The organism is Streptomyces sp. NPDC048277 (genome assembly GCF_040652235.1).
Lineage (GTDB): Bacteria > Actinomycetota > Actinomycetes > Streptomycetales > Streptomycetaceae > Streptomyces.
This window is the reverse complement of the sequence record NZ_JBEZLQ010000028.1, coordinates 140,386-154,986: the sequence shown is the minus strand read 5'-3', so window position 1 is coordinate 154,986 and position 14,601 is coordinate 140,386. Positions and strand designations below refer to the sequence as shown.

12 protein-coding genes and 1 pseudogene are annotated in these 14,601 nt (G+C 68.1%); 5 read left to right on the top strand and 8 right to left on the bottom strand.

Annotated elements, in window-relative coordinates:
* Positions 1-89 precede the first annotated feature (89 nt).
* Positions 90-179: pseudogene (locus AB0D85_RS42190) on the bottom strand (helix-turn-helix domain-containing protein); the annotation flags it as partial.
* Between the two features lie 313 nt (positions 180-492).
* The gene (locus tag AB0D85_RS42185) at positions 493-1,296 is read right to left on the bottom strand and encodes a class E sortase (RefSeq protein ID WP_362333093.1); all 804 of its coding nucleotides are present in this window, start codon (positions 1,294-1,296) and stop codon (positions 493-495) included.
* A gap of 251 nt (positions 1,297-1,547) precedes the next feature.
* Between AB0D85_RS42185 and AB0D85_RS42180 the strand changes: the two genes are divergently transcribed.
* The gene (locus tag AB0D85_RS42180) at positions 1,548-3,020 is read left to right on the top strand and encodes a beta-1,6-galactanase (protein ID WP_362333090.1); all 1,473 of its coding nucleotides are present in this window, start codon (positions 1,548-1,550) and stop codon (positions 3,018-3,020) included.
* Positions 3,021-3,097: 77 nt separating this feature from the next.
* Here the strand turns inward: AB0D85_RS42180 and AB0D85_RS42175 are convergent, their stop codons facing one another.
* Positions 3,098-3,385 (bottom strand): DUF1905 domain-containing protein, encoded by a 288-nt coding sequence (locus AB0D85_RS42175; protein ID WP_362333087.1) that lies wholly within the window; start codon positions 3,383-3,385, stop codon positions 3,098-3,100.
* Between the two features lie 75 nt (positions 3,386-3,460).
* Between AB0D85_RS42175 and AB0D85_RS42170 the strand changes: the two genes are divergently transcribed.
* Positions 3,461-4,480, top strand: coding sequence for a hypothetical protein (locus tag AB0D85_RS42170; protein WP_362333084.1), 1,020 nt, complete (start codon positions 3,461-3,463; stop codon positions 4,478-4,480).
* Between the two features lie 52 nt (positions 4,481-4,532).
* On the opposite strand, the gene AB0D85_RS42165 is transcribed toward AB0D85_RS42170, so the two are convergent.
* Together AB0D85_RS42165 and AB0D85_RS42160 are read right to left on the bottom strand one after the other, a co-directional pair.
* On the bottom strand, positions 4,533-5,831 hold the full coding sequence (locus AB0D85_RS42165) for an alpha-1,2-mannosidase (protein ID WP_362333081.1): 1,299 nt from the start codon (positions 5,829-5,831) through the stop codon (positions 4,533-4,535).
* 377 nt (positions 5,832-6,208) lie between these two features.
* Positions 6,209-6,724, bottom strand: a complete 516-nt coding sequence (locus tag AB0D85_RS42160; protein WP_362333078.1) for a DUF1203 domain-containing protein — start codon at positions 6,722-6,724, stop codon at positions 6,209-6,211.
* 620 nt (positions 6,725-7,344) lie between these two features.
* On the opposite strand from AB0D85_RS42160, the gene AB0D85_RS42155 reads away from it, so the two are divergent.
* The 3 genes from AB0D85_RS42155 to AB0D85_RS42145 are packed head-to-tail and all read left to right on the top strand — an operon-like array spanning position 7,345 to position 10,133.
* The gene (locus tag AB0D85_RS42155; protein WP_362333075.1) at positions 7,345-7,746 is read left to right on the top strand and encodes a very short patch repair endonuclease; all 402 of its coding nucleotides are present in this window, start codon (positions 7,345-7,347) and stop codon (positions 7,744-7,746) included.
* Positions 7,743-8,738 (top strand): DNA cytosine methyltransferase, encoded by a 996-nt coding sequence (locus AB0D85_RS42150; RefSeq protein ID WP_362333072.1) that lies wholly within the window; start codon positions 7,743-7,745, stop codon positions 8,736-8,738. Before AB0D85_RS42155 ends, AB0D85_RS42150 begins: the two co-directional genes overlap by 4 nt.
* A 9-nt stretch (positions 8,739-8,747) precedes the next feature.
* Entirely contained in the window at positions 8,748-10,133 is a 1,386-nt protein-coding gene (locus tag AB0D85_RS42145; RefSeq protein WP_362333069.1) for a DNA cytosine methyltransferase, read from the top strand.
* 24 nt (positions 10,134-10,157) lie between these two features.
* Here AB0D85_RS42145 and AB0D85_RS42140 read toward each other — a convergent pair whose 3' ends face one another.
* Genes AB0D85_RS42140 through AB0D85_RS42130 form a run of 3 tightly spaced genes read right to left on the bottom strand, consistent with a single transcriptional unit; the run spans position 10,158 to position 14,208 of the window.
* Positions 10,158-11,036 (bottom strand): DUF6339 family protein, encoded by an 879-nt coding sequence (locus tag AB0D85_RS42140; RefSeq protein ID WP_362333066.1) that lies wholly within the window; start codon positions 11,034-11,036, stop codon positions 10,158-10,160.
* A complete protein-coding gene (locus AB0D85_RS42135; protein ID WP_362333064.1) occupies positions 11,033-12,028 on the bottom strand; it encodes a hypothetical protein in 996 nt (331 codons plus the stop codon). Before AB0D85_RS42135 ends, AB0D85_RS42140 begins: the two co-directional genes overlap by 4 nt.
* Positions 12,025-14,208, bottom strand: coding sequence for a helix-turn-helix transcriptional regulator (locus AB0D85_RS42130; RefSeq protein WP_362333061.1), 2,184 nt, complete (start codon positions 14,206-14,208; stop codon positions 12,025-12,027). Before AB0D85_RS42130 ends, AB0D85_RS42135 begins: the two co-directional genes overlap by 4 nt.
* Positions 14,209-14,601: the final 393 nt, after the last annotated feature.

The window sequence follows — 14,601 nt, the reverse complement described above, 5'->3', positions numbered from 1 at the left end:
GACCCTTGGACACTGGTCGGAGAAGCGCCCGGTGTTCTCCTCTCTGACGGGCGGTTCTTCTACTCAGGTAGTGCGACTTCACGTCGCACGAACACCACACGGGCGCACCCGAACGCCTTCGCCAACGCCGCCTTCTGGTCGGTGTCCGGGTACAGGCGAAAGCTGTACCTGAGCTGCATGGCCATCACACTACGCACCTAGGTTGGGAGCGAGATGCAGGAGATCAGAACTGGTCGTCCCTGCACTTTCGTGCCGTATCTGCATTTAGTCTTCGTTACCAAGTTCCAGCACAAGGTGTTCACCGATGTCCGTTCGAGGCAATTGGAGGAGACTATGGGGTCGGCGTGTCTGACGGTGGCGGGGGTGCTGGGCCTACGAGAACGGGTGCACTAGGGCCGCGTCAGGCGCGCATCCCACGCAAACAAGTACCCAAGCCGAACGTCCCGTTCGGGGTTCAGCGACGTCGACGGCGAGAACTTTGTCTTTGAGGCACTACGCCCGCGGCCGCGTCGACACCAGCTTCCCCCACACCGCCATCCGGTACCGCGAGGTGAACTCGGGTGTGCAGGTGGTGAGGGTGATGTAGTACCCCGGCTCCTTGTACCCGTACGACGGCTTCACGATCGAGCGCGGGATGGGCCGTACGACGCCCGAGTCCCGCGCCGAGGTCTGCGGCAGGATCTGGTCCACGACGTAGGTGTACGTCGCCGACTTCGTCTCGACCTCGATCGTGTCCTTGAGCCGGAGGCGGGGCAGGTAGCGGAACGGCTCGCCGTGGGTGTTGCGGTGCCCTGCGAGCGCGAAGTTCCCGAGCTGGCCCGGCTGTTGGGTACCGGGGTAGTGGCCGACGTACCCGTGGTTGAGCACGTTCGGCTTGCTGACGCCCTCGGCGATCGGGACGCGCAGGCCGAGGCGCGGGATGACGAGGATGGCGTACGCCTGCGAGGCGACGACCCGCGTGGTGTACGACGTCTGCTGCCGGCCGGTGCCGGAACCGCTCCCGCTCGACGGCGCGGAACCGGTCGTACCGGAACCGCCTTTCGCCGCACCGCCTGAGCCGCCGGACCCACCGGAGCCGGTCGACCCGCCACCCCCGGAGTCCCCCCACTCCCGCTCCAGCGCCTCCACCTTCCGCTCGGCCCCCTGCTTCGCCTCCCGGTTGGTCCACCACAGCTGGTGCACGACGAGGAGCATCAGCACCACGCCCCCGGTGACGAGGAGTTCGCCCCCGGTCCACAGCACCCGCCGTCGCCGCGCCCGCCACCGCCGGTCCCCGTGCCCCACGACCCGCCGCACCGCACACCTCCCGCCGACGCCCGGTTGGGCCCGCACGATAAGGCGACCGCGGCCAAGTCACCAGAGCCGTAGGGCTTCCTGTCACAGGCCCTCCCCACGATCACTTCCTCCACGGGTTTTAGAAAGTAGTGTCACAACTCTCGACAACCTCACACGCCACACCTGATGCTTCCTGTTGGCATGCGGGGGGACGAGTCGACGCCGGTCCGGGAACCGGTGTTTGAGCCGCACGGAGAGGTTGAGAGACAGCCATGATCCGACGCAGAACACTTCTGGCCGCCGCGGGAGGCGGCCTCCTGGGCAGCGCCCTGGCCACGGGTACGGCCCGCGCCGACGCGACGATCGCCGTCAGCCCGTCCACGTCGTACGGCACCTGGGAGGGCTGGGGCACCTCGCTGGCCTGGTGGGGCAACGTCTTCGGCACCCGGGACGACTTCGCCGACATCTTCTTCACCACCAAGTCGACGACGTACAACAGCACTTCGCTTCCGGGCCTCGGCCTGAACATCGCCCGCTACAACCTGGGCGCCTCCAGCTGGAACAGCGTGAGCGGCGAGAGCATGGTGGCCTCCGCCAACATCCCCGCGTACAAGCAGATCGAGGGCTACTGGCAGGACTGGAACAACGAGGACCCGACGTCCTCGGCCTGGGACTGGACCGCGGACGCGACACAGCGGGCGATGCTCGTGAAGGCCGTCAACCGGGGCGCGACGGCCGAGCTCTTCGCCAACTCCCCCATGTGGTGGATGTGTCTGAACCACAACCCGTCCGGCGCCTCCGACGGCGGCAACAACCTCCAGTCCTGGAACTACCGCCAGCACGCCTCCCACCTGGCGTCGGTCGCGCTGTACGCCAAGAACAACTGGGGCGTGAACTTCGCGACGGTGGAGGCCTTCAACGAGCCCTCGTCCTCCTGGTGGACCGCGACCGGCACCCAGGAGGGCTGCCACATGGACGCCACGGTCCAGTCAGCCGTACTCCCCTACCTCCGCAGCGAGTTGAACAGCCGAGGCCTGACCAGCACCAAGATCTCGGCATCGGACGAGACCAGCTACGACCTGGCCCGCACCACCTGGAGCTCCTTCTCCTCCACCACGAAGGGCTACGTGGACCGCGTGAACGTCCACGGCTACCAGGGCTCCGGCGGCCGCCGCGACCTGCTCTACACGGACGTCGTGACGACGGCCGGCAAGGCCCTGTGGAACTCCGAGACCGGCGACAACGACGGCACCGGCTACACCCTGGCCTTCAACCTCCTCTACGACTTCCGCTGGCTGCACCCCACCGCCTGGGTCTACTGGCAGGTCATGGACCCGTCCACGAACTGGGCGATGATCGCGTACGACGCGAGCACCCTGACAGCGGGCGCGGTGCAGACGAAGTACTACACGATGGCCCAGTTCAGCCGGCACATCCGCCCGGGGATGACGATCCTCGACACCGGCGTCAGCTACGCCGTCGCCGCCTACGACTCCTCGGCGAAGCGCCTGGTGATCGTCGCCCTGAACACCGCCACCTCCGCCCAGACCCTCACCTTCAACCTCTCCGGCTTCACCACGGTGACCGGCGGCACGAACGGCCTGGTCCCGCGCTGGTCCACGGTGACGACGGGCGGGGACGCGTACAAGTCGTACTCGGACACGTACCTGTCCGGGAAGACGGTGGCGGTCTCCTTCCCCGCGAAGTCCGTCCAGACCCTCCAGATCGACGGCGTGACGATCTAGAAACCACGGGTGGGGGAAGGGGGCAGGGCGCAGGCCGTACCCCTTCCCCCCCTCTGCCACTCCCCTCTGCCCCTCCCCTACAGCCGAACCCTCATCTCCACCCGCACCTCGTCCCCCGCACCCAGCCCCTGCGGCCCCCGCACCGCGCTCTTGAGCGGCAGCAGATAGCCCCCGTCCTTGGGAAACAGGGACGTCTCGAAGACCACCCCGCCCACCGTCGCCTCGACGGGCACGACCCCCCACCCGTACGAGGCCATCGCGGCGACAGCCCGGATCTCCTCGGACTCCTCCTCCGGCACGGGCACGAAGTAGTACGGAGAAGGCCCCCGCCACTCCAGCACACGCCCACCGAACTCGAACTCCACGGAACGCCTCCCTCGCAACCGACTGCCCCCATCCCTGTCTCTTCTTTCTCACCGCAGGGCAGTACGGTGTCGTCCATGCGCCCCGACACGCCTGCCGAGAACGTCGACCACACCGCCGAAGCGGCACGCCTGGAGCGGACCGCCGGCCTCTACCCCGAAGACGCGGAAGCACTGCTGCTGCGGGCCGCGGCCCACCTGGAACTGGCCGACGCCCGCCCCGCCGCGACCGCGCTCTACGACCGCCTGCTCGCCGCACCGGACAAGCTGGAGAACGCACCTCTGGTCCGCGCCCTGAAGGCGTCGAACCTGTGGGAGTACGACCACGAGGCAGAGGCACGCGCGATCATCGACGGTCTCCGCACCACCGCCCCCCGCGACCCGGCCCCCTGGGTGATCATCGCCGAGTCCCTGGAATCCCACGACGAACTCGAGGCGGCGCACGACACGTTCACGGAGGCGGCGACGCTCCTCCTGACGGACGTCCAGGAACCCCCGTACGCCACGCATCCCTTGCTGTACGGCCGGCACCGGGTCCGCCGCATGCTGGGCCTCCCCCACGACGACTGGGACGCCCGCGCCGACACCCTCCACTCCTCCTCGGTCTCGCTGGACGAGCTCCACGACCCCAAGCGGGTCTGGTCCCTGGGCTCGGACAACCCGCAGGAACTGGAGGCCGAGATCTCCCGCCTCCGCGCGGAACTCGGCGCCTACCGCGAGGCCCTCTCCCGCCCCTTCCCGGTCGCGGTCCTGCACTGGCCGGCGGCCGAACTGGCGGAACTGCTCTCGGCGTACCCCGACCTGGCCACCGAGTACCCGTCCCACCCCGCCCACCTCTCGACCATAGAGTCCTCCCTCCGCGAGCTCTCGACCTCCGGCACCCCGAACCTGGGCATCGTCACGGGCACGGTCCCCTCGTACGAGGCCTTCGCGGCATCGGAGGGCACGTCCCCGGCGGACACGACCCTGCTCCCCCAGTACGCGACGACGCTCGCAGCACGGGGCCGGGCACTGGCCTGGCCGCCGCAGCAGCGGGGGGAGTGCTGGTGCGGGGTGGGGACGGTCTACGCGGAGTGCCACGGCGGTTCCGAGGCCTGAAGCGAAGCCTGAAGCATCGACGCGGCCGAGGCCGAGGCACGGCACTGAGCGGTCAGTGATTGCGGAGTTGCGCGGCCAGGGCAGCCAGTACCCGGGAGGTCTCGGTCAGACTGGACACGGCAGCTTCCAGCTCGGAGGCGAGCCCGGGAACGGCGGCAAGCCCGGAGCCGGCGGCGACGACAGGTATCCCCCGATAGCCGATAGGACCTTCGCCCGGGCGCTGGTAGTAACCGGTGAAGGCCTTCCCGGCGGGCGCCCCGGCGAAGCGGACGCGGGCGAGCTGGGTCTCGGTCGCGCCGGAGTTGCGGGTGATGTCGAGACGGTAGTGCCGGTACGGCCGTGCGTGCCCGCGCAGGGCGAACTCCCGCGTCTCCCAGCGCGCGGAGAACGTCTCGCCGGTACGCGTGTCCAACGGCGTCCAGGTCCGGCCGTCATGGGAACCATGGAGCGTCCAGTCACGGGGGTCGCGGTCGGGCGCGTCGTTCGCCGACGTCAGTGAGTACGAGGCGACGGCGGCCGGACGGGCGAGGGTGAAGTCGAGCCGCGCGCTGCCCTCGAAGCACAGCCATTTGCCGTGCCGATCGTCATCGAGGAGGTTGTCCGCCCTCTCGTCGCCGTCGTCGTACTCGTCGCTCGCGTCGACATCCGTCACCTCGACATCCGTGCGGGCGGTGTGCAAGACGGCGGTACCGGAGTTGCCCCGCTGATCGCGCCAGCTCACCCGCTCCACGGGCGCTCCCCCGTCATCGACCAACACCCGCAACTCAGCAGAGCGATGCCAGCCACCGCCCCACCCCTCCTCCGCGTCAAACCGGTGCAAAGTGGCCGCCGAAAGATTCCCGATCTCGTCCGCGACGGGCCACCGGTCGCTGAGGTCTCCCCGATACTCGTACGCCGTACCGTCCTGCGCGCGATAGAAACCATAGAATCCGGACATCTCGCTCGCGAAGCTGACGGCAGCCTCGGCTCCGTCCTCGCCCCGCCAGGAGAGCTGCGCGGGCAGGGACTGCTCGCCCCGGTCGACGTGAAAGAGAAGCCTCGGCGCCGGCTGCCAGGGGGCGTCGGCGGCATGCGCCGGGCGCAGTTCCGTACGGTAGGCGAACACCGAGTCCCGGGCGGCCTCCGCCACCCGGGCCCGCTCCGAGCGCCCGCGCTCCCAGACGGGGTCGAGGGTGATCCGGTACAGCCAGAGCATGCTGGAGGCCTCGGCGGAGGACTGAATCTCCAGCGTGTTGGTCCCTTCCTCAAGCAGTTCCCCAGGCACGGCGAAAACGTTGTCGTGCGGCAGATCCCCGCCCCCGGGCACGGTCAGATCCTCGGCGAGCACCTTGCCCTGCAGCCGCACGGTCATGGGCGCGTACCCAGGCGAGGAACCGAGCTTGGACACGAGGGCCGTAACGGTGAGCGTCGCCTGAACAACATCCCGAGGGTCCTCCACCTCAAACTCCACCGCCACGGTCCCGTCGGCATGCACCACCACATGCGACCCGGCGAACGAGGCCCCGCTGTACCGGACCCGCGCATTGGCCACCCGGGCCGGCTCAACCGAGAAATCCGCGTACGTAACCCCAACGCCCATACTCACCCCACCACTTGACAACACATCACCGAAGCCCGCACCCGCTGATGCCGACCATGCCCAGGGACCCTAGCCCGCCCCACTGACAACGGGAGCCGAACCCCGACGACGCCGGCGGGCCGGGACGGCCACCAGGTCCGGTCAGGCGACTACCCCTCGGCGGATGGCCGTCGCACCTCGAAGTGAAAGCACCCGTATTCCAGTGCCCGGACATGCACGAGCACCACGTCCGGATCGCTGAACGCGTCGTCGAAGGCCGCATCGAAGCCAGCCACGACATCCTCCGGAATCTCCAGAAGACGGCCACCGGCAATACGCCCCCGGGCGTCATAACGACGCACGGTACGCAGAGCACCGGACCGAGCGACGGGGTAGGTCCCGCCGGGACTGAACCCACCGCACTCATCGGCATGAATAAAGACGGGCCCCTGTTCGTCATACGCACCCGGATCCACACCCGCCGCGGCGGCCCACCGCCGCAACGGAGCATACGAAACAAGGGCAATCCGCTCACCGACCGCGATGGGGCGCAGACAACAGCGCAGCGGGGAACCTTCGTCGTCGGGCGTCGCGATATACGGGGCACAGAGACGACCCGCGTCGTCGACACCCCTCAGCTCCTTAAGGACGGCTGCATCAAGCGGGAGCACGGTGTACTTGGTCATGCGCCCAGGCTGGATCGGCACGCGCGTGCCTGCTGGCAGGAAACGGACATCGCGTTGGCGCGCGCCCGCAGAGCAGACCGACCGCCACCACACCCACTGAACGCAGACCGCCTACGACCGCCGCCCCTTGAAGTCGATCACTTAGTCGAGGGCACCGCCAGGGTGGGGACCGACAGCGGCTCGGCCAGCACAGCGGACCGCTAACGCGACCCGAGCCCGCCACAGCCCGTACGGCCCCGCCCCGCCTCCCCGCGAACAAGCCACAAGCCGCCAATCCACCCGCCGCACCCCACCAGTCGACGCGCCCCAACCCCGCCCCGGAACGCAGCCGACCCCAAGACACCCCCGGCAAGCCGCCCACTCTCCCCCGGCCGCCCGCTCGCTTCTACCCCGTGCTGGAGCGGCCCGGGTCAAGGGTGGCCCGGAGGGCCATCGGCGCAGCCGACGCGGACGCGGAGCGCAGCGGAGCGGGAGCGCCCTTGAGGCGGGCCGTGGAGGCACGACACTGAGAAAGAAGCGGGCGGCCCAACGGCGCCCACTCAACACCTTGAGCTGACGAGGGCCGGCAGAATGTACCCGTGCCAGGCGCCGTCCCTTCCTCTCCCGCCGTATCCGCCCGCATGAGCAGGCAGGCCAGCAAGGACACGGCCGCCGAACTGACGGTCCGGCGGCTACTCCACGCGGCCGGACTGCGTTACCGCGTCGAGTACCCAGTGCCGGGAATGGCTCGACGCAGGATCGATGTGGCCTTCACCTCGGTCAAGGTGGCCGTCCTGATCGACGGCTGCTTCTGGCACGGTTGCCCCGAACACGCCACGCAGCCGAAGGCGAACGCAGAGTGGTGGCGACAAAAGCTGGACCGCAACATGGCACGCGACGCCGAGACCACCCAACACCTTGTGGCAGCCGGCTGGGAAGTTCTGCGCTTCTGGGAGCACGAAGCAGCGGAGGACGTGGCACTGCGCATCGCGGCGACGGTGCAGCGCCGAAGGAAACAACCTGGACGGGGGAGCAATCGATGAGTGGGCTGACCTTCGTCGATGTGTGCTCCGGGGCGGGAGGGCTCGCCCTGGGGCTGGAGCAGGCGGGGTTCGAGCCGCGTCTGCTGTTGGACGACGATGAGCTCGCCGTCAGCACTCTGCGGGCCAACCGGTCGCACTGGAACGTGCTTCAGACCGACCTGATGGACTTCGACCCGGCCGAGTACCCCGTGAGCCACGACGTGGATCTTCTGTCCGCGGGCCTGCCACGGGTGAAGTCGAGTGCGACCGTCGGACGCGCGAATTCGTGTGCGGAGGAGCGGTTGCTGGAGGCCACGATCTTTCTCGTCCATGCGATCAGGCCTCGTGCGGTACTCATCGAGAATGTTCCCGGGCTCGCGCACTCGGACGCCTACCAGCACTTCCGTGACTTCGCCCGAGCCGAACTGGCCCACCTGGGCTACGAGTTCAGCTGGTTCGTCGTGAACGCCGTCGACTTCGGCGTGCCCCAGAACCGCAAGCAGGGCGTCTTGGTGGCCATCGAGCAGAAGTGGGCCGCGGCGTTCCGGCCACCGGCACCGACCATGCGGCAGCCGACGACGGTCGGTGCCATTCTGGGGCCGTCCATGGCCGCACGCGGTTGGCGGGACGCCGCCCGTTGGGCCGCCCAAGCCGATCGGCCGGCTCCGACTTTGGTCGGTGGTTCGAAGAACCGGGGTGGCGCGGACCTGGGGCCGACAGGAGCCAAAAACACCTGGGCGACCATGGGTGTCAACGGTCACACCGTGGGTGACGAGGTTCCCGACGCGGACTTCGTCTGGGATCCCGCACTCGGCAGGGACCACATGGTGAAGATCACGCCGGGGCAGGCTGCGCTGCTGCAAGGCTTCCCCCAGACGTGGGAGATCACCGGGCGCAAGACCGCCCGATACCGCCAGATCGGCCACGCGACACCACCACCCGTAGGGAAGGCGCTGGGGCAGGCTGTCGCCGCAGCCCTCATTCTGGAACCAGCAGCCCCACCGGCCGGCTAGAATCCGCTAATGACCAGCACGGCGTCCCACAAATACGTCCTTGACCAGCCCCGAATTCTTGACCTCTTCGCGGGGCCCGGAGGGCTGGACGTCGCCGGTCACTCACTCGACATCCCAAGTCTCGGTATCGAGTGGGACAGAAGCGCGTGCCTGACCCGGTACGCCGCCGGGCTGGACACCCTCCACGCCGACGTGAGCGCAGTACGCAGGGACGCCTTCGAGACACTGCCGCCGGAGATCAACGTGCTCGCCGGCGGCCCTCCGTGCCAGACGTACTCGGTGGCCGGGCACGGCGCCGGGCGCCAAGCTCTGGACAGGGTCAAGGGGTACATCGAACAGCTGATGGCGGGCGTCTCCGACCAAGAGATCGACGAGGACCTGAAGACGCTCACCGATCCCCGCACCGCATTGGTCCTCGAACCCCTCCGATACGCGATTCAGGCGACCCGGAGCCCGAACCGGGAGCACCGCCCGTACGACGTCATCGTCCTGGAGCAGGTCCGCGAGGTCGAGGCACTCTGGAAGCACTATGCCAAGGTGCTGGAGGAGACAGGGCTGCCCGACGGGACCAAGTACAAGGTCGTCGTCGATGTCCTCGACACCGAGACCTACGGGGTTCCGCAGACGCGATCCCGCGCGGTGCTGATCGCTCGGCGCGAAGGACTCGGTGAGCCCTCGCTCCCCTCACCGACCCACCATTCCTACGAAGCCAAAGGATGGCACCGAAAGAACGGGAAGAACCAACACCACCGGGCGGGAGACCAAGTCCATCAGGCGACCCTCTACGACGCCACCGAACCGGAGACCGATGGGCACCAGTCTGCAGGCGGCGAGGGCCTGCGGCCCTGGAGGTCGATGGGTGAGGTCCTCGCGAACAAGGTGGGCTCACATCCGGGGCGCCGCACTCCGTTCCTGGTCCGCTCGAACTACGGCAGCTCCAGCCAATCCAAACGACGAGGCGTGCGAGGCGATCAGCAGCCCGCCTTCACCGTCACCGGCAAGATCAGCCGCTTCGTGGTCTTCCAGCACCTCGACGAGAACATCATCTACGAGGGCGATCGGTTCAGCATGAACGAGGCCGGGATGCTGCAGACCTTCCCGCCGGACTATCCGTGGTCCGGTACGGCGCAGGCCCAGCAGGTGGGCAACGCCGTACCGCCCCTGTTCGGTGCACACCTGCTGAGCGCCGCTCTCGGACTTCCCACGCCGGCCCCGGAGACGCTGAGGAAGCCGTGGCAGCCGGCCACGGAGGAGCAGCGGGCCAAGCTGCGAAGCAACGGCTGCGGGGCTGCCGACGCCTGCACCGACAGGTGCCCGCAGGCCAAGGACCAAGTGGCGCCGCCGTCCTCCGTACGCCCGCGCAAGGCCAAGATCACAAAGGCGTCGGCGAAGTAGTCCAACCAGGGCGCCTACGCCTGGTCAGTCCCCGCTCTTCCTGCCCCTGACCGGCGCTGTCTCGAACAGCTCAGCAAAGTAGTCGGTGAGCGCGACCACGGACTTCTCCGGGGCGGGGTCCTCGTCGGGTCCGTTCGGGAGTTTGTGCCGGTCGACCGGTGGCGCCGATTCCGCTTCCGCGATCCAGTCCCGCAGATGGGCGGGGTCGCGGGGCTGGTCCGGCGCGAGGATGTCGTAGATCAGGGTCGCGCCGGCCGCGTTGATCGCGACACTGAGGCCATCGACCTCTCGCCCGGTGGTGACCAGTCCGTTCTTCAGCAGGCGGACCACGGCCTGAGCAGTGGGACGGTGGTCGATTATCTCCTTCTTCAGAACGCTGTGAATCAGGTCCTGATTTCTGCAGGCGGCCTCGACCGGCTCGTAGTCCGCCCCGTTCCTGAACAGCTCAGCTGCCCACCACAGGCGTGAGAAACACTGCCGATCGGCAGATCCCCGGAAGCGCTCCGCGGGGACACGCCTTTCCGGCTTCTTCGCCGTCGGTTCCGAAAGGTGCCGCCAGACCACGTAGTCGGGAGCCACCGCCAGTGAGAGGTGGCTCCACAGACGCTTGTCAGCCGCCTCTCGCCGCGTCAGGCGCAGCGTGGCATGGAGACGTGGCGCAAGCCATGCGTCGGCTCGGGTGCGATCCTCCCGAAACTCGAACATGGCGTCTTCCACCAGGCTTCGGATCGGCTCGACCCACCATCTGGCGTCGTCCTCCGGAAGCGGCTCGACGACCTTGGCGAGGTCGATGCCAGCATGCACCTGTTCACCCTTGAGCAGTCCCTCGGTGAGAAACGGGTCGGCGGCCGAGGATTCGAGCAGCGCCAGGCGCTCCGGGACAAGGCTCGGTTTGGTGATCACGTCTCGCTCTCCCGGTTCATCTGTTCCAGCCCGCGAATGACATAAGCGAGGGCCTTGGTGGCGTCGGCGCGGCGGATCGCCGCGTAGTGGATGCGGGTCTGGAGTTCCACCCAGCCCGAGTCGCCGGTGCGGCGGCGGTGCACCTGTCGTAGGGCCTCCTCGACGTGTACGCCGGGAACCACGTCCGGGAGCATCTCCCGCAGCACCTCGCCCCGCCAGCCGGTCGGGAAGACCGGGCCGCCGCCGGGTTCCACCTCCAGGTCGCCGATGGCACCGTGGAACACCGCCGTCCAGACGTCGGTGGCCATCTGAGCGACCAAGAGGTCACGCACTTTGCTCTCCACGGCGGAACCGTTGCTGTCCAGCAATCCGAGGATGCCCTCGACATCGGTGTTCACGAACACCGTCGGGACCCGGGCGGAAGCGTCCACGGCCCAGGGGGCATCGGCATACGCCTGCAGCCATTCCCGCGCACTCTTCTTGAACGAGGCTCTCCGCACGTCCAGTCGGAGCTCCTGGACCGGATCGTCCGAGATCGTGTCGACGACCCAGCTCCTGTCGGTCTCGGCGATGGACCGCCCCTGCACCCCGCCCACCGTCCCCACCGCGTACGCGGCGAGGGAGGCACGCCCCAGGTGGTCGTCACGGAGCACCTCGACGGAGCCCGACCAGTCCCGGCCGTCCTCCGTGTCCCGCGTGAGATCCGTGGACGTACGGGCATTGGTCTCGCCATCGGTCACCACGGCAAGAACGCGCAGCTCGGACCAGGCGGCATCTGGCGCGTTCGCACCGGGTGGCAGCGTCGCGGAGAGCCCGATCGTGGCGCTCACCCAATCGGCGTGGCCCGCGATGCCGAGCGCGACGGCCTGCTGCTGGGTGGAGAACGCAGTGGTCTCCAGCTGATCCCGGGTGCCGTCGGGCAGCCTGAGGGAGACCGAGGTCACCCTGAGCGTGACCGGTCGCTTGAGCCGATCGTACGGGTAGAACTTCACGCGTCACCCCCCTTGCCGGCACGGAGTTCGAGAACGAGGCTCGTGAACATCGCCCTGACCGGATGACTGGTGACGTCAGTGCGGCCACGGAACTTCGCGCGTCGTGTACCGGGCGGAAAACGCAGGGTCCCGTCCTCCACCTCACAGCCTTCGACGGCCACGAGTTCCGCCCAGTCGAGCTTCGGGCGACCACCGGAGCGCACGTCCATCTGGGCGACCGGCACCATCGGGACGATCTCGTCGCCGCGCGGGATCTTCACCTCCGCGGTGATCCGCCACTCCCCTTCGTCGCCGATCGTCGCGTCGAGTGCCTCCAGTTCCGGCACCACCGGCCCGGTGGGCACCTTGGCCTTCGGCTTCTTCTTCACGGTCAACGCCTTGCGCAGGGCCTCGCCACCTTCGGCACCGCCGCCACCGCGCTTCGGTCGTGCGACGAGTTCCTTGACAGCCTTGTTGGCCTCGGTGGTCAACGAGTTGATTCGCCGGTACGCCGAGGGCGACCAGCGCAGGGCCAGTTCTTCAGTCTGCCCCCACCGGTCGTGCTCGGGTGGTTCTGCCGCTCGCAGGAACTCCTCGGCCTCGGTCGCGAAGGGGGCCGATTCACCGGCTGCCTCTCCCACCAGGAGCACGGCCTGGAATGAATTGGTACCGATAGGCAGGTTCGGAACCACTGCCTTCTTGACGGTCATACGGTTGCCTCGTAGCGAATGCATCTGGTTCTTCGGGCCGTTCTTCTTCTCCTCGCCGTCACTCACGACATCGGTGACCAGCAGGACCGCCTGGTGCGTCCCGAGGGTTCCGCCCTTCGCACCTCCGGACAGCGGCAGTTTCAGCGGAATACTCTGCGCCACCACTTGACCGGCCTCGGTGAGCCGATCGACCGTGGCGCCCTCGTAGTGCGCCCGCAGGGCACGAGTCCGGGAAGGCTGCTCGACGGAAGGGTCGACCTGCTCCTCCTCCAGGACGACGTCGCCGTTGCGCATCGTGCGGACAGAGGCCTCCAGGAGCGGAAGCCTGCCGCCCCCACCGGTCATCGCGGCCCAGAAGTCGCGCCCCAGCGCCTCGACCAGACGGCGGTGCATCCTGCGAATGTCGCGGGTGTCCTCGGCACCTTCTTCTTCCTCCCCGTCCATGCCCTCTTCTTCATCGTCCTGCGACGAGCGTTCGTCGAGGCTGGCCACGTCCTGGGCGCCGACGACGAGGAAGGATGTGCCCGGTTCGTCGCTGTCCCGGGTGAGATGGAGACGGGCCACAGTCTCCTCGTCCGCCCACCACGAGCGGGCGACCTCGGCACCGGGGGTATCGGGGTCGGGACGTCCGAGCCAGGCCGGACCCGCGTACGGCACACCGTCGACCTCCCGCCAGGGAAGTTCCAGGCGGCCGATGACCCGCCGCTCGGTGCGCCCCTCGTGGGCCTCCGACAGGGTGGAGTTGACGAGCACGAGGCCGAGCGCACTGGTGGCCCACAGCGTCGCCTTCCCCAGGCCGTACGAACCCCCGGCACCGGGGCCGGATTTGAGGCTCTCCAACTGACGCCTGATCACGGCGGCGAACTTGCCGTCCTCGTAATCGTCACCGGTGAGACCGGACGCGTTGTAGTCGTCGACGCGCAGCAGGACGATGCGCCCCTTCTCGTACATGTCGCGCACCCCGGCGTCCACGACCCGGCCGACCTTCTGATTCCCGGCGGTCTCCGAGACGGCGGAGTAGTGCGGGAAGAGGTCGTTCCAGAGGATCGCGTCGCGGAAGTCGTCCAGGAACTTCCCCGTCAGCTCGTGCAGGGTGTAGCGGACCCTGACGGGGCGGCCTGTCTCCTTCCGGCGCTCGTCGAGGCTGTTCTGGCAGGTCTCGCGGGCCAAGACCTGCACGTCGGCGTCGAAGGCGAAGGCGGCGGCATTGCCCAGGTCACGGCCACCGTCGCGGTAGCCGGGGCGGTGGTACCAGAAGACCGGGAGGCCGGCCTGGGTGTCGGTGGTACGGGTGTGCACCGTACCCACATCCGTGCCGAGCGCCCTGGCGATGTCTGTCATGACGGTCGGGCGGGGAGTCGACCTGCCGGTGATCCAGGCGGACACAGCGGCCCGGGTCAGCTTCAGCTCGTCGGCCAGTTCGGCCTGCGTCTTGCCTGCGAGCTTGAGCTGTCGGGCCAACCAGGGCCCGAACTCCTCACCTGTCTCCACGCGTTGCCTGCTCTTTCCTCGGTCCCACGCTCATCGCATGTCGTGGACCCGAGGTTAATTTGACACGCGCGGCAGCGTCAACCAACAGTTGATCGAGCTCGATCATCCAGTCGGCTTCGACTTGGTGTCCAAGTTGCCTCAAATAGTCAACCTTCACCCCTTATGCGCCACTTCCTTAAGTGGAGCGATCAACTCCCGTCAACCGAGCGGCAGTTGCGCTTGCGCATTCGGATGACGCTCGATACCGTTGTTGACGATGGGGATTCCGTCTCGCTCGCGAAACCCGAAATCGGGAAGGCCGGGCGACAGGGGGAGAAGTTCGCCCAAAATGCAGCCATACACACCGTCGAAACCTTACACAGAACCATCTTCCGAAAATGACTGGCCATACGG

Bases quoted from the DNA above. Each gene is read 5' to 3' on its own strand.
- AB0D85_RS42180 (WP_362333090.1), top strand. From the start codon at position 1,548: ATGATCCGACGCAGAACACTTCTGGCCGCCGCGGGAGGCGGCCTCCTG.
- AB0D85_RS42170 (WP_362333084.1), top strand. From the start codon at position 3,461: ATGCGCCCCGACACGCCTGCCGAGAACGTCGACCACACCGCCGAAGCG.
- AB0D85_RS42165 (WP_362333081.1), bottom strand. From the start codon at position 5,831: ATGACCGTGCGGCTGCAGGGCAAGGTGCTCGCCGAGGATCTGACCGTG.
- AB0D85_RS42160 (WP_362333078.1), bottom strand. From the start codon at position 6,724: ATGACCAAGTACACCGTGCTCCCGCTTGATGCAGCCGTCCTTAAGGAG.
- AB0D85_RS42155 (WP_362333075.1), top strand. From the start codon at position 7,345: ATGAGCAGGCAGGCCAGCAAGGACACGGCCGCCGAACTGACGGTCCGG.
- AB0D85_RS42150 (WP_362333072.1), top strand. From the start codon at position 7,743: ATGAGTGGGCTGACCTTCGTCGATGTGTGCTCCGGGGCGGGAGGGCTC.
- AB0D85_RS42145 (WP_362333069.1), top strand. From the start codon at position 8,748: ATGACCAGCACGGCGTCCCACAAATACGTCCTTGACCAGCCCCGAATT.